Source organism: Pseudomonas fluorescens, assembly GCF_902497785.1.
GTDB lineage: Bacteria > Pseudomonadota > Gammaproteobacteria > Pseudomonadales > Pseudomonadaceae > Aquipseudomonas > Aquipseudomonas fluorescens_BO.
In genome coordinates, this window is sequence record NZ_CABVHK010000010.1 from 209,421 (window position 1) to 223,513 (window position 14,093).

Here is a 14,093-nt window from a genome sequence, read left to right on the forward strand (position 1 = left end):
CCGCTAAGGCATCGCCTCTGCAGCACGGGCAGGTTCGTTCATTGAGGGCTCGGCGTTACAGCTCATTTCTTTGAAGCCAGGCGCGAGGAATCGAGCCGTGTCGCCGGCCTGCCAAAAGCTGAAGTTTCCCCGTTGATCCTTGGCGGTATAGCGGACGCCCGAATCGCTCTGCACCTGGCTCAAGGTGACCGATGTGTTCGCCCATTTCAGGTACACGACACCCGGCTGCGTGGTAATGAAAGTGGCCGCCATCAAGGTGTCGAGCCCGATGCAGCGAAAAGTCACCGGGCCTTCAGTGATTCGGTCCGGATCCCGGGTTCTCACAATCGCCGAGCCTTGGCGCAGCTGGTGCGCGCGCTCGGCATAACTGCGGATCGCACACGCCTTGGGATCGGCGGCGGAAGCACACTGATTGCGGCTCTGCACCCAGAACTGCTGGTCGATCATGACTTTGTCTGGAGGCGGTCTTGAGCGCTCATCGGTGAGGGCCAGCCGGTAGAGACGCATCAGCTCGACGTCGATCCGGGCCAGTTGCGCATCGCGACAGATCAGTTGTTCGATAGAGGCCTTGGTTTGCGTGCAGTCGAAACTGGTGGTGAAAACGGGTGCGGGGGCGGCATGGGCACACGGGCTCGTCGCCGCGTAAACACTGGCAACGACGAGGCTGCTGAAAAGGACATTAGATGACTTCATCTTTCGGTGAGTCCTGAGTCTTCCAGATGGTTTATTCAGCTGGGGGCGGTGAAGTGTTCATCACGCAGGCAATCCCTTTATAAACTTAAACCCCGGTGAGCAGGATAGTTGAGGTTCATCGGGTTTGTTTTTTGACTGTGAATTGGGAGAACTCAGCGTCTGCGCTCATACGTCGCTCGATAACTACTCGGCGCGACGCCAAAGAAGTCACGAAAGCGCCTATGGAAGTTGGCGAAACTGCAAAACCCGGTCGCAATCGCGATGTCGGTGATCGGCCGATTGCTCTGCAAAACGAGCTGTCGCGCCCGGGTCAGGCGCAGCTCAAGGTAGTACAACGGCTACCATGACCGATGTTCATCAGCGGCTGTAACCCTGGATTTTGAAACCCGCAGTCATAAACCCGGTTAAAGTGTTCGTCTGTTCATAAGGACCCTCCACTCGATTCGCATAGTCGCACCAAGCGGTTCCAGCGGACGAGCCGGGAAAAAAAACGTATATCAATCGTTGTTTGAAGAATGAATCGTCCGCTGTTTATTTCTCTAGATGGGCCCAAGGGCGCCGGCAAAACCACACTGTTGGAAGCCGTGACGAAAGTCCTGAGGGCAGATAACAAAATGGTGATCCGACTTTGCGAGAAAAAAAGCGATCCCTATAGGAGTGAAACAATGGCCCTCGTTAACCAACTCGTCAGAAATCCCACCCGGGATTTGGAGTTGAGGGTTTGTGAGCGCTTTGCGGATAGCCGTAGCTGGATTTCCCGGCACGTGCTGACTAAACAGCCATTAGGCAGCATCATCTTGATCGATCGCTGGTACCCATCTGATGCCGCGTTTCGCCGGTTAATCCCGTTTTCAGAGATTTTACAGTTGAACATTGATCGAAACGTGCGGGTGCCAGACTTGCATGTCGGGGTTGTCACCGACCCTGATATTTCATGGGCGAGGGCAGCTGCACGAGGGCGTGGGCTGGGCAGTACGGTGATCCATAAGCTGGAAGAACATGTTGCTTGTACCAAGGCCTTTGAGCGAGCGATTGCAGATCACGGCTGGGTTTTATGCCGTAATGAAGGAACGATCGAAGACGCAACGATGCAGGTGATTTCTGAGATCTATAGAGTCCTTTGATGCAGGTAGGAAAGACTTGGCTGTTGTTCACGAAGAAACCCTGCCTGATTCTTTTGTCTGTCCCTACGGTATCGCATAGACCTTGAACAGCTTTTTATCCGTGTCGCTGATGCCTCCAAGGTGATTGACGTATACCAGCTCCATTTCGCCCGTTCGATACATTTCACTCAACACAGTGTCGACAAGTAAACGAAAGTTTTCATCGTACCGATCAACTGCCATTGATGTCGGTGAATACTCAAAAACCCGATCCAGCAGGAGCAGATTTCCCGCCGGGTAGTGATGGTCTAGAAGATTCTTCAGCAACATGCGTTCTGCGACAAAGGCATCCACTCTGCTGGGGCTGAAACAGGTGTACCCCGGCAGCGCGGTCGGATCAACAAATGGGCAATCCCCAAGCAGTTCAAATTCGTAATCGGGTGGCGAATACATCTTTTCGACTTTCAGACAAAGATGTTTGTGTGTAACCGTAAGACAAAGTCACCTGCCCGATCTCAGCGATATCTGCCAGAGCTATGCAAGGTGACTCAGGCAGACGCTTACTCATGAGCGGTCAGGTTCGCATATCGATAGATAGGCTGTGTAACATCGCAAGGTCGACAGAACAGGGGGAGACATGGGAAATCCAGACAAACGAATCGTTATTGTCGGTGCAGGAATCGTGGGCGCGTCTCTGGCTTACCACTTGGCAGGTAAAAACGCCAAAGTCACCCTGGTCGAGGCTGAATATATAGCCTCCGGAGTGACTGGAAGCTCGTTTGCATGGATCAACGCCTCACACCCCGAACCAGACCCAATTGCGCAACTGCGCGGTACTGCAATCGAAGAGTACCGCAGGCTCGAGACGCAACTGCCTGACCTTAAGATTCGCTGGACGGGTGCCTTATCCTACTGCGCAAGGTCATATGAAGTGCCGGCCTCAGGTCAGCTGGCGTCGGCAGATCTCGTATCCAGATCGCAGATTCTAGACCTTGAGCCAAATCTCAAAAATCCTCCCCAGTATGCGTTGTATGCGGCAGCGGAAGGGGCGCTGGACGCAGTGGCAGCAACTTTTGCGTTGATCGCAGGTGCCCAGGAAAATGGGGCTGAAATACTCACCCACACGCGCGTTCTCGGCTTTACAACCAAAGGCAAAAAGGTCACAGGGATTGAAACCGCGATGGGCATCATTAATGCCGATATTGTCGTACTGGCGGCGGGTACAGGCATCACGAAGTTGACAGATATGCTTGGAGTGTCCCTTCCTATAGAGGCCTCACCCGCCATTTTCATCCGTTACAAGTCACAACCCAACCTCGTGCACACCTTGATTTCAAGCCCAGAAATGGAAGTCAGGCAAAGTTCGGACGGTGCGTTGCTGGCGGCCGAGGATTACTTGGATGACTCATTGCAAAACCAGCCAGCAGCGGTAGCACTACGAACGGCTAGAGCGATCCAGAACGAACTGCACGGGGTTGTTTCCATTGATGCGGAAATGGCCTGCGTCGGCCTCAGACCAATGCCTGAGGATGGCATCCCCATCATCGGTTATCTGTCACAAATCGGCGGCGTATACGTTTGCGCCATGCACCCTGGGGTTACTCTGGCGGCAGTAGTAGGCCGCCTTGTCAGCGAGGAAATTATCGAGCACAGGGCCTCATCTGCCCTTGCCCCCTGTCGGCCAGATCGATTCTTCCAAGATTAGGTGGCCTGATCGCGGATTGGCGCTCTTATTATTCAAGTAGCAGCACGTATGTGGCAGTAACGTGGATGCGGTAAAAGCTGCTCAATCTCACTGGCCTTCTGCGTTGGCAACCGCCTAAGCACATCTTTGAGGTAATCATACCCATTGAGCCAAAGTGGAGCGTGGAATCGACAATCCATTTATGGACGAGGTTTGCGTTGAGGCTGTGGCTGAGCGCGATGCTGGCAATCGAAGCGCCGGGCTGGGGGCACTCTTGAATGACCTGGGCCTTGAAGGACTTGGAATAGGAACGGCGTGTTGCCTGCATGAAATACCCACTTAAAAGGCTGGAACTGGTGCCCACTTAAATTCAAGTGCACACCATGTCTGGGCTTTGCGGGGTGGGGTAGATGACTTGGCCGGACGGATACTCAAATTCGTCAACGAGATCCCGAAGACCAGCGTCGGCAAAATCAACAAGAAACTCATCCGGGAGGGCGAGTTGAGCTGAAGGGCGTGAGTGGGTTCGGGTCTCACTGACCATCACCGGTGAGACCCGTTAAAACTGCTATTCGGGATCTACCTTGACCACCTTCCAACTGTCATCTGGATCAAAGCGCTTCATGGATTCGGCCAGTTTGGCTCCATTGGCACCCAGGTCTTTCTCGAAGACTTGTCCTTCATGGCTGATCATGAAGCTCATCACACCGGTGTCGTCGTACTTCGCCGGCCAGGCGATCAGCGCAAATCCACGGCTCATCTTGTCGCCAATGAGGTAGCTGAAGGCGCCGCCAGGTGCCGAAGGACCCTGGCCCTCAAGGATACGGAAGTGGTAGCCGTGCCAATCTTCACCGGCAATGGTTTCGCCGAACAAAGGCCCCAGCGGGCTGATCTGGCCGCTGTCGTCGTCGGTCCAATAGAGTCCATCATGCGTGCCGGGTGTGCTAAGGATTTTCTGCGCATATTCGAGTGCGCCGTCACCGTCACGATCCACTGATGCGTAGTCCATCTGGGCATCGTGATAGGTCAGAACCGCTTGCACGGCGTCGAGTTCATTGCGCCCGATTTGCCGGGCGCGGATTTCTGCTTTACCCGCCTTGATGTCGAAGTGCCAACCTTTTTGGCCTTTGACCAGCGGTATTGGCAATGTCCACTGTTCACTGCCCACCGACAGTAGCGCCTTTTTGTCGTCGGTTTTTTCAATGCGATGCTGCTCGCGGTATTGCTTCAAAAACGCGTCTACATCGCTGCGCTGCACACCTTCGCGCGGGATGTAATTGTGCCATTCATCACCCAGCAACTCGGTGAGGCGAGCCTTGTCGGCGTGTTCCGTGCCCAGCGCCTCGACAAACGCTTCAGCGGCCTTTTCAGGCGTTGGAAAGGATTGCTGCGCCGTCGCCATGCACGACCATGCGACACCGGTCGCAATCGCCAATAGGGGATAAAGCGCGCCCATGAGTGACTTGACCCGAGACTGTTTTTTCAACGACGGCCGCCCCTTGAACGTGGTGGACTGGAAGGTCTGCTGATTTGATGACCGGCTGATCGCGCCGCACTCGGGCGCTGGGCAGACACCTGGCTGGCCCGGCCACGGCTGGCTTGTGCGTTGGACTGAGACGGCGAGCGCGCCCCGGCGAATGCATTGTTACGAGCGCCGCCGGCGGACGCGCGATTTTGCGCAGCCTGGCGCGGCTGCGCGGAGTCCTGTCTGCGTTGATTTACCTGAGCGTTCTGTCTGCCCGAAGGCTGATTATCCCGAGTGGTTCTAGCAGTGCCTTGCCCCCTGTCAGACGGTTTCGGTCTGTCTGTACCCGCCTGCATTCTATTGCCTGCCGAGTTTCCAGACTGGGCCGCACGGGCTCGATCACGGGCTTCGCGATTGGTGGTGGCAGGTCTCTCGATACCGGCCCTGTCCATGGAACTTCGGGCTTTCTCACGTGCCTGGGTTCGCTGTGCGTTGTCACCCCGAAAGGCTTCGCGCCGATTGGCGCCGTCCAGTTGTCGGCCGAATTGTTCGCGACTGCGATTGTCCCGGTACGGAACACCATCGCGATGAGCGGTGTTGTGCTGCCATTTGTTATTGGTGATTTGATTGTTTCGATTGATGTTGTTGTAGCGGTTGACGTCGATGTCGATGTCGTTATTGCCCCAGTCACAATCACCCCACAACGAGCCGATGATCGCCACACCGGTACCAAACGCAAGCCCAGCCATCAAAGCCTGACCGGGGTAATACGCGGGGGGAGGAGGGTAGTACGCGGGCGGTGAAGCAGGGTAGGCCCAGGTGCCGTAGGTTGTTGTCGGGTTATAGGTGGGGACGTAAACCACCTGCGGATCGGACGGTTGAATAATGATGGTGGTGCTGCTGCTGTTGCCCTGAGCCGGGGCTGACGTTTTGGGCGCGGGCGGCGCCTGAACGGTCACGTTCTGATACTGGTTGCTCTGGAGATTGCCGGCTGCCTGCGCCTGACGACGCAAGCGTTGCACGCCGTTCATGAGATCGTCGGGTTGCGCCAGAAAAGCATCACCCAGGCGCTGCACCCAAACGGGATCCTGGCCCAGCGTTGCGAGGACCTGAGGGAAGGCTACCAGCGCCTGAACGCTGGGATCCCAAGGCTGGCTCGCCACTTGTTTGACCGCATCATCACCCTTGGCGTCCGGATGAGCTTTAGACCAGGTTACCGCTTCGGCGATTTCCCCGGGATACGTGGTCGCCATGAGAACCTGTGCAAGCAATGGATCGGGGTAGAGCGCAATGGGAGCCAGCATTTGATCCAGCTGTTCCTGGGTAAACACGGCATCTTTGACCGGTGTCGTGACGGGCGCTGTTTCAGCAACGTTCGAGGTTGCTTCCAGTGGCTGCGCCAGACACGAAGGTCCCGTTAAAACCAGTACGACTGACACCGCGTAAAATAGCGAAATACGCATTGCCTTACCTCTTTGTGGCCGGGCAGGTTTGGAATGGCTGGATCAATGTCGGGCAGGTCAAGCGGGCTGCTTCGATGCCCCTCACTTAGGGTAGCAAACATATTTTTTTTCATGAGATCAGCGTAGCTGCTTTATCAAACGACATTTGATTCTGGATCCGTGAGCCCACAGGCAACGACCCGAGGCAAGGAACCTGATGCGACCAGCGGTCCGTTCCTTGGGGGCGGGCGGTTCAAGGCATATTTTTATCGATAATCGTTTGTATGACCTCCAACGAACCATTGATGACAAATTGCGCGCCCATACAAACGAGTAGAAAGCCCATTAATCGTGATATTGCATCAATGCCGGATACCCCAGTCACGCGCATGACTATTCCCGACCCTCGCAAACATATCCAGAGAATAACCGCCGTGAACAGAAAGATGAGTGGAGGCGCTGTTAATAACACCCAGGCTGGAAATGCCGTACTGTTTTTGATAGTGGCGGCGGAGCTTATAATCATTGCGATTGTCCCTGGACCCGCAGTACTCGGCATGGCTAACGGGATAAAGGCAAAATTGGTTTGTTCGATCATGCTGCTGGTAGCAGTGGGCTGAGGAGGTGGCGGAAACAGCATCTTCAAACCCATTACAATAAGAATTCCGCCACCGGCCATACGCAATCCAGGTATGGAAATACTGAAAACCTCCATGACAAACTCACCTATGTAATAGGTGATCGTCATAATAAGAAATACATAAAATGAAGTCAGGAATGCTTGTTGGTTTTTCTCAGGCTGGCTGAGTCCTTTGCTCAAAGCGAGAAACAGCGCGACGGTCGTAGGAGGATTGGTCAACGGCAGTAAAGCCAGCACTCCAAGCGCAATAGCGTTAAACAAATCTGTCATGTCGAAACGTCCTTGAACTGTCTCGGTTTTCGTCAGCACATTTAACAGCCGCGTTGCCTAGCGTGAAGTTCTAACCTCCATGACTTCGGTGTAGATGGCATTGACTGTCTGACCCACCTGGAGTTTCTTCATGCGGGCCTGAAGGTTAGGGGCCTCGACCTTCAAGACTTTCAATTTTCCTTCGGGGGGAAGCAAAGTCACTTCATGTTTCTTCAAATCGATGTGAGTGATTTTCGAAGTGACCTTGACCTGACGAACCGCCTCGCCGCCAGGATTGGGATTGTCCTTGCTGGCGCGCAGGGTCATTGATTCGTCGCTGACACCTGGTTCGCCGTCGACGTTGGTATCGAGCACATAGGCAACTGAACGAACAACATTGATGTCGACCTTGTCGCCAACTTTCAAGTTATGCAGGGCTTTGGCTTCGTCCGTAAGCTGGAGAGTCACCGGGCTTTTATCTGCTCCTTCAATAGTGACCTGATAATTCGCCGGATCGACGGCCAGCACCTGCGTAATGAAATGACCCTCCATCGTATTACTACCCAGCGGCACTTCGGCTGCACTGACCGAATAGCTGGTTGTGGACAGGACTAAGGTAAGGGCACCCATGTGGGCAAGAAAGCGAATCGGTTTCATAGGGCTGCTTTTCCTGATGACAATTGAAATAGCCGCACGATAGATCTCGAAGTAGATCTACTGCGCACATTCTCCAGAGCATAGCCACCGATTGCGCGTTCCGGGCGGGTCAGCGTGGGAATGCTTTGGAGTTGAGTATTTGCCAGGCTTGTCAGCGTCCGTAATTAACCGGAGCTCGGTAAGCCTTTGATAGATAACGATTTCCGGTTAATTTTTGCTATTGACCGGAAAAATTATCGAATATTTCGCATTTTTTCCGGTTAATTACAGATCAGAATGCTCTCATGTTCCATAGCATATGGTCTCGCCCTAATTCAGATATAGTTTCCTTCTCCCTTGCACTCTGAGATCTACATTCGATAGGTCAGCAAATTAACTCGTCTAAAGATTTAGGCCATCTCAATCGGACGCTATGAGGGCGCCCTAATCCGAGGTGTATGGATATGCGCAAATCTTAATCAATTAAGTTCAAAGTGAAGGCTGCCTGCCTGATGCTAAGCGAGAGGAGTCGGTCCCCGAGGCGAGCGCAAGTCTGGATATCGGTCCTTCGACGTTGCGCCGTTGGGTCTATCAGGTTAGTAAAAGGCGCTTGGGTTCGACTGCGGTGGGGCCTAGGCGAATATAGCGGATCAGCGATTGATGCGGTGGCTCAAAGCCTTGCTGATGTAAAAGGACCTGGATATCGAAATCCTAAAAAAGACTAGTGCTCTCCTGTTTTTTGGACACCCAATATCACTCTCGTTGATAGAGGAGTTAGACGAGCAGTACGGCGCTAACAACTGCTACCGGGCCCCTGGGATCAACCGGGTTGCTTTTAAGTACGGCATGAGCACCATAGGCAACGTGATTCTGATCGGGAAAAGCTCAAGGCCTTGTTGATCGAACATTACAGGGCTCCGAAGGAGTCTGAGGGCGTTCGCAACTTGGCCAAAGACCAGCAGGGAAGGTACATGGTCCGCAGTTTAATGCACGAACCTGCTATGGTCAGCCGTAAGCACCGACGCCATAATCACAATTCGCCCTGTGTTGAGATTTTGGTGGCGGCACACGTCCTCTGCTTTTGAACTAAACGTCGTCTACAACCAGGCAGCGATTTCGCTTTATCTGGTCTCGAATTAAATGCAACGCTAGACGTGGTGTGAAAACCCAAGTACTCAACAGTGAGCTTAGATAGACTGACGGTATATCAAGGAGTGCATCTAAAAAATGATCCGAGCCAACTTTCAATGTTACGTTTGAATGCTTGCTTGATTTTGCAATGCGAAGATACGAATTCGGTGTATATAAAATATAGGGGGAGGTTATGAAGAAGGGGTTATAGCTGACTGGGTTATGTATCCATTTATTGATATCTTTAAAGTTCTCTGAGATTTGTAGTTTTAGTAAATTTAACGCTAAAAATATAGGTTTTTGATTAAGCAAGAGGTAACCGATAATTCGACTATTTGAGGTGGCATAAACTATGTATAGTCCTGAGCGGGAACTACCGTAAATATCAGTGACTACTAAGCCGATATTGAGATAGCGAAAGTCAATTTTCTTATATGTGTTATTCACCCTTAAACCCTTTCAAGAATTGCAGATAGTTTTGACTTGGAAATGCCGAGCCCAATTTTTCAAGGCGACGTATTATTGGATCACTTTCGTCTGATGGAAATACGTTACTAAATCTCCCAATCTCATAAGCGGAGCATGAATAAATCGAACTGTGCTCGTTTGATATTAATTCTAGGGCGCGGGAGTCTAACGGTGAAAATTGCCCAACGACATAACCTGTTAATATCAATGCGCACATGCGTTCAAAGGGCGATGCAACTAATGCCCCTATCAGCATCAGCGCTCGTGCTCCCGAATGTTTTAGTGCTCCCCGCTGTCTGGTTGACTTCGAATACATAAAACAGGCAAGGCCTCTATATTCACCTGCACTCATGAACAACTCCATAACAAAGCGGTAAGCGGTGATCATTTTCTGTGCGCTATTGTCTGCAGAGTCTTCCAGGCGACATATATGTCGCTGCATTTTTAAGGCTAGTAATATTAGGGTGTTAAGATTTTTACCCACAACGGTGCATTTGTTAGTCGCAAGGTGATTGCCGAAGAACGCCCCGGTACTGTATTGCTGTTTAAACGGCAATTGACTTAAAAGACACTGATGCACAGGGCAAACTGGGCGCGCAACATATCTCCAACTTTTTAAGAATACATAACAATGCTTTTCTTTTAAAGATTCTATAAGGCACGATACGCATGCGGTTTGCCAATTTGAATAAGGGATTACCCATCTAGATTGAGAGGTGAAAATTTTCAGTAGTGTTTGCGGGTCGATATTGATCACGTCATAGACTGTGGTTGATAATAGTATTCCCTCAGAAAAATCAGGATCTAAAATTGGATAACAATCTATGCTTGAGTAAAAAAGAGCGTCTATTTTTGTTGATGAAAAGCTGCGGGGGGATAATTTTAACTCACATCTCCTGATCCAGGATGTAAAAGACTCATCATTGACTGGATTTAGCAGCGAATAAAATAGCATTATGACGGACCACATTCTTTAGTGATAGACACTCAGTTACTTGCGAGTCTGCATTTGATGGGGAAAGTAATTCCGCCACGGCGTACTCACGAACCAAATTCAAAAGATTTCCGGTGTTTCCGTTGCAAAGCTTGTATAGTTGATTTCCATGTGCGCTGAAATTTGCCCCGATCTTATACTTAACCCGAAGAGATTCTTGAAGTTCGCCAATAAATAATGAAAATTGCAGGTTCTCTTCCCACTCATCAATACGATGGCATGTAACTGACTCTTCATTTTCAAACCATCCAGCAGAAGACGGATTGTGAGTTGATAATATTACGTCCACACAAACGGAATTGCGGGCAATACTAAACCAAGCTTTTACTGCTTGTTGCTTCTCCGCTGACTTATTAAGACCTTCTGAGAAGTCTTCAAAAATAATACAATCGATTGCCGCATGGGCGATTAAATCAATCACTAGGCGGGGAATAGAGGTTTTTTTTGTCTTTAAATCAGATTCATCAAAGTAAAGCCCATAATGTTGCAATAAAAGTCTCCATGGGTTGAATTCTTCATTAAGCGGGGCGGAGCGCAACAAAACTATATTTTTAAATTTGCGCCGCAAGCGTTTGCGACACATTTGAATTACAGTTGAACACCCGGAGCCAGTTTTGCCCAAAATAATATGGATTGAGCCTACTTTATTGGTGTTGAGAAGCGCAGCAACAATAGTATTGGTAGCGCTTACCACTTGAGGAGTTGGCGAGCTAAATTGATTATGAATTCGTTTGATTTTGGCGGTGAGGTTGTGCTCGGTCATTTCGTTTATCATTTGATTTGCCTAAGTAAAGACACACCATATTTGGCTGCTAAGAGAGGCGCATTAGTGATGAGTTCAATTGTGATTTTTTCTGTGCCAGACGAAACAGCTTCCGCGGCACATACCTGGATTATTTTCACTACGTTATCCATCACACCATTTGCTTGCTTTAGTATGGCGGTTACCAGCTCCTTACTGTGCAAGTGCGAGGGCTGTTTCAAGGGGAGTGTGCGCTCATAGGCAGCAACAAATGCTCTAAATTCTTCGTCCAATTTCCATTTCTCTAATGGCCACTGCAGATAGCGGCGTTCCAGTTGTGGGTCGAGACGAAGAGCTTTGCTTGCCTTATCTACGCCAAATGCAAACACGCAAAGGTTATACTGATCACCGGACAAGTTTTTGAGTAAGGATAGGTTGATTTTTTGTTGCATTGTTGAGAGAGTTACAGCGTCGTGGATCTCGTCAATGACAATGCCTTTGATATTATTTCTTTCCACGGTGTGGGCAAATTCTTTCGACGCATTATATCCGCTAAATTTTTTAGTGACCTCCATTCCAAATGCTTCGAGCAACAGCTCCCTAAAGTTGTAATTGTTTGGGTTCTGTCTGAAACTCATGAACACCAATTTATGTTCCTCATTTTTATTAACTTCTTTGATTTTATTGATGATACTTGTTTTGCCATAGCCACCGCTGCCCCAAACCAGCATACAGGGCGCTTGGACCTTATTTTCGGCGCGCAACATATAGTGCATTGCACTCAAAATCGCCTGCGATTTGGGATACTCGATAAAAACATCTTGCAAACAAATCATGAGGCGCTTGTCCATGGGAAGGCTTAACAAATGTTGCCTTGATTGACGCACATGGCTCATATCAGTAGGGGTATTAGTCATTTTGGTCAAATAGTTTAGGAGTTAGTGAAAAGTTGACTTCGGTTTCGTCAACGGAAAAATTATCAATGGGCAAAGCATTGGCATCCCAGATAGATTTAGGAATACCATGATTATTGTTCTCCGCGTGGTGGCCTCTTGCTTCAGGGTGCTTATTCGCTATTTTGGCGCTTCGAGTGTTCTGCCGACTAATTTTTATCAGTTCGTTATTGGCACGCATCTGCCTTAATGCATTCTCGTCAGTGATAGTGCCAGGTGGTAGTTTTTTATTGTATTGGCGCTCGCAACGATAGTCTTCATAGCTGATATAGTCCTGCTCCGAGGAAATTTGTGGAACTTTGATGTATTCTCCCTCAACGTTTACCCACACTATTGTCATATCAAAAGGGTCAAATTTTACGATAACTCGGCTTCGTCCTTGCACGTTGTTTAGCTGGTTAGAATAATAGCGTCTATTATTAAGTGTAATGCCGTTGTTTCTCACAGGCTTTATTGTTTCTGGTAGAAAATCCAAGTAAAGCGCTCGGGGATTTATCGGTACTTCAGGAAGTTTATCTTGCGCGGTGTCGAATGCTTTCTCCCAAGCATCCTTTGGAGAAATACCTAGCTCGGAATGAACTGTCCCGTGATATATTAATACTTGACCCGCAAACCACGTGCAGAACTCCTTAAAGGTCAATGCTGATTGTTTTTCGCTGTCGTAGTCACCACGCTGCTGGGTATTAGAGAACGTGGTTCCAGGTAAAAAGTGAACAGCAGAAGTCATAAATGTTCCTATCAATCGTTCTATATGACCACCCATGTGTTTTTTGCCTATTTTTCGCCACTCAGGAATTATTTTGTATTTGTGCAGGGCGGCTACAACTATCGGGGATCGAAACTCCGCAGCATTGTCCATCAATAATCGTTCCGGAAATCCGTAATACGGGTAATGACTTGACTCACTAGCTAACTGGAAGTATCCAGTGTTTTTAGGTAACATCGCCATACCCATTGTTTGTTGCACTGATATAATAGATGGTGAAAACATGGTTAAGTAATAACCTAATATCACCCGCGTGTGTAAATCCATGATTAAGGATAGCCAAGGTCTTCCTATGATTTTTGTGCGGTCATGTTCTGCACGGAGCAGAAGATCCACGCGCGTATGATCCATTTGAGCAACTTGTAATGGATAATCGGTGTGAGCAATACCTGGTCGGGCTTGGAAAACTTGATTTGAAGCGTCGAGTCCGTGCTTTTTTCTGTGAGTAGCCTTCTTATCAAAACTCTTTATTACTTTTTTTACAGTTGATCTACTTGGGGAGCTCAAACCCTTACCGAAGCATTCGCTCTGCACTTGTTTCCATACGTTTGAATAAGAGGCTGAGCGGCCGTGATAGTGCTTCTCGTAGCATTCAGTGATGATGGGCATAATTTTATCGGCAACCCTTATGCTGCCTTGCTTAGGCCCTGGGTTGTTTTTCATTAACGTAATTGGACCTAAGTCGCGACTGTATCTTTTTTTTAGATCGTAAAATGCCGATTTTTTTAAGCCAAGCATGTCGGCAGCTTGTTTAGCTGAAACTGAGCCGTCCAAGTAAAACTCAAATATTACCGATCTCTCACCTGCTAATATGATTTGTGAAGCGTTATGCTCGGTAAGTAAACCCTCTGTTTCTTTATGAGTCTCCGAATGGTCTGGCGATTGGGGAATTGGTTGAATGTTTGACACATCAACGACAGAAATATCTCCGCATCCATACTCACTGACCGTCACCGCACCATTCTTGCCAATATCCCTGACAATCGACAGTTTTCCATTGGCAACTACAAATTTGCCGCGCTTAATCGAGATCCTCAATGAATCCTCCCGTAGTTTCCCGTTCATCCATCGTATGGGCTCGTAGATCTTTAGACGGTACGTAGCGGTTGGGGTGTTTGCTGATACCG

General features: G+C 49.6%; 12 protein-coding genes and 3 pseudogenes. 2 read left to right on the forward strand and 13 right to left on the reverse strand.

What is annotated here, in order from left to right; translation table 11 throughout:
- Positions 1 to 3 precede the first annotated feature (3 nt).
- Positions 4 to 693 (reverse strand): MliC family protein, encoded by a 690-nt coding sequence (locus F8N62_RS16890; RefSeq protein ID WP_150711732.1) that lies wholly within the window; start codon positions 691 to 693, stop codon positions 4 to 6.
- Between the two features lie 152 nt (positions 694 to 845).
- Positions 846 to 1,025 (reverse strand): annotated as a pseudogene (locus F8N62_RS16895) (helix-turn-helix domain-containing protein); the annotation flags it as partial.
- Positions 1,026 to 1,208: 183 nt separating this feature from the next.
- On the opposite strand from F8N62_RS16895, the gene F8N62_RS16900 reads away from it, so the two are divergent.
- Positions 1,209 to 1,817, forward strand: a complete 609-nt coding sequence (locus F8N62_RS16900) for a dTMP kinase (RefSeq protein WP_150711733.1) — start codon at positions 1,209 to 1,211, stop codon at positions 1,815 to 1,817.
- A 63-nt stretch (positions 1,818 to 1,880) separates the two neighbouring features.
- Here F8N62_RS16900 and F8N62_RS16905 read toward each other — a convergent pair whose 3' ends face one another.
- Positions 1,881 to 2,249, reverse strand: a complete 369-nt coding sequence (locus tag F8N62_RS16905; RefSeq protein ID WP_224791372.1) for a hypothetical protein — start codon at positions 2,247 to 2,249, stop codon at positions 1,881 to 1,883.
- A gap of 184 nt (positions 2,250 to 2,433) precedes the next feature.
- Between F8N62_RS16905 and F8N62_RS16910 the strand changes: the two genes are divergently transcribed.
- Positions 2,434 to 3,501: an NAD(P)/FAD-dependent oxidoreductase gene (locus tag F8N62_RS16910; protein WP_150711734.1), complete on the forward strand. Its 1,068-nt coding sequence runs from the start codon at positions 2,434 to 2,436 to the stop codon at positions 3,499 to 3,501.
- Positions 3,502 to 3,533: 32 nt separating this feature from the next.
- On the opposite strand, the pseudogene F8N62_RS31525 reads toward F8N62_RS16910, so the two are convergent.
- The 10 genes and pseudogenes from F8N62_RS31525 to F8N62_RS16960 all read right to left on the reverse strand — a co-directional run.
- Positions 3,534 to 3,650, reverse strand: a pseudogene (locus tag F8N62_RS31525) (transposase domain-containing protein); the annotation flags it as partial.
- A gap of 32 nt (positions 3,651 to 3,682) precedes the next feature.
- Positions 3,683 to 3,808: pseudogene (locus F8N62_RS31530) on the reverse strand (transposase); the annotation flags it as partial.
- Between the two features lie 240 nt (positions 3,809 to 4,048).
- Entirely contained in the window at positions 4,049 to 4,936 is an 888-nt protein-coding gene (locus F8N62_RS16925) for a DUF2950 domain-containing protein (protein WP_150711785.1), read from the reverse strand.
- Positions 4,937 to 4,962: 26 nt separating this feature from the next.
- The gene (locus tag F8N62_RS16930; RefSeq protein ID WP_150711736.1) at positions 4,963 to 6,408 is read right to left on the reverse strand and encodes a DUF3300 domain-containing protein; all 1,446 of its coding nucleotides are present in this window, start codon (positions 6,406 to 6,408) and stop codon (positions 4,963 to 4,965) included.
- A 232-nt stretch (positions 6,409 to 6,640) separates the two neighbouring features.
- Positions 6,641 to 7,297 carry a MarC family NAAT transporter gene (locus F8N62_RS16935; protein ID WP_150711737.1) on the reverse strand — a complete coding sequence of 219 codons (657 nt, stop codon included), beginning with the start codon at positions 7,295 to 7,297 and terminating at the stop codon, positions 6,641 to 6,643.
- 57 nt (positions 7,298 to 7,354) lie between these two features.
- Positions 7,355 to 7,933 (reverse strand): hypothetical protein, encoded by a 579-nt coding sequence (locus F8N62_RS16940; RefSeq protein WP_150711738.1) that lies wholly within the window; start codon positions 7,931 to 7,933, stop codon positions 7,355 to 7,357.
- 1,549 nt (positions 7,934 to 9,482) lie between these two features.
- A complete protein-coding gene (locus tag F8N62_RS16945; RefSeq protein ID WP_191632390.1) occupies positions 9,483 to 10,466 on the reverse strand; it encodes a TniQ family protein in 984 nt (327 codons plus the stop codon).
- On the reverse strand, positions 10,432 to 11,268 hold the full coding sequence (locus F8N62_RS16950; protein WP_150711740.1) for a hypothetical protein: 837 nt from the start codon (positions 11,266 to 11,268) through the stop codon (positions 10,432 to 10,434). Before F8N62_RS16950 ends, F8N62_RS16945 begins: the two co-directional genes overlap by 35 nt.
- 8 nt (positions 11,269 to 11,276) lie before the next feature.
- A complete protein-coding gene (locus tag F8N62_RS16955; protein ID WP_191632391.1) occupies positions 11,277 to 12,098 on the reverse strand; it encodes a TniB family NTP-binding protein in 822 nt (273 codons plus the stop codon).
- A 58-nt stretch (positions 12,099 to 12,156) separates the two neighbouring features.
- Positions 12,157 to 14,004, reverse strand: a complete 1,848-nt coding sequence (locus F8N62_RS16960; RefSeq protein ID WP_191632392.1) for a Mu transposase C-terminal domain-containing protein — start codon at positions 14,002 to 14,004, stop codon at positions 12,157 to 12,159.
- Positions 14,005 to 14,093 lie beyond the last annotated feature (89 nt).

Coding starts and splice junctions, on each gene's coding strand:
- F8N62_RS16890 (WP_150711732.1), bottom strand. CDS start 693: ATGAAGTCATCTAATGTCCTTTTCAGCAGCCTCGTCGTTGCCAGTGTT.
- F8N62_RS16900 (WP_150711733.1), top strand. CDS start 1,209: ATGAATCGTCCGCTGTTTATTTCTCTAGATGGGCCCAAGGGCGCCGGC.
- F8N62_RS16905 (WP_224791372.1), bottom strand. CDS start 2,249: ATGTATTCGCCACCCGATTACGAATTTGAACTGCTTGGGGATTGCCCA.
- F8N62_RS16910 (WP_150711734.1), top strand. CDS start 2,434: ATGGGAAATCCAGACAAACGAATCGTTATTGTCGGTGCAGGAATCGTG.
- F8N62_RS16925 (WP_150711785.1), bottom strand. CDS start 4,936: ATGGGCGCGCTTTATCCCCTATTGGCGATTGCGACCGGTGTCGCATGG.
- F8N62_RS16930 (WP_150711736.1), bottom strand. CDS start 6,408: ATGCGTATTTCGCTATTTTACGCGGTGTCAGTCGTACTGGTTTTAACG.
- F8N62_RS16935 (WP_150711737.1), bottom strand. CDS start 7,297: ATGACAGATTTGTTTAACGCTATTGCGCTTGGAGTGCTGGCTTTACTG.
- F8N62_RS16940 (WP_150711738.1), bottom strand. CDS start 7,933: ATGAAACCGATTCGCTTTCTTGCCCACATGGGTGCCCTTACCTTAGTC.
- F8N62_RS16945 (WP_191632390.1), bottom strand. CDS start 10,466: ATGCTATTTTATTCGCTGCTAAATCCAGTCAATGATGAGTCTTTTACA.
- F8N62_RS16950 (WP_150711740.1), bottom strand. CDS start 11,268: ATGACCGAGCACAACCTCACCGCCAAAATCAAACGAATTCATAATCAA.
- F8N62_RS16955 (WP_191632391.1), bottom strand. CDS start 12,098: ATGGACAAGCGCCTCATGATTTGTTTGCAAGATGTTTTTATCGAGTAT.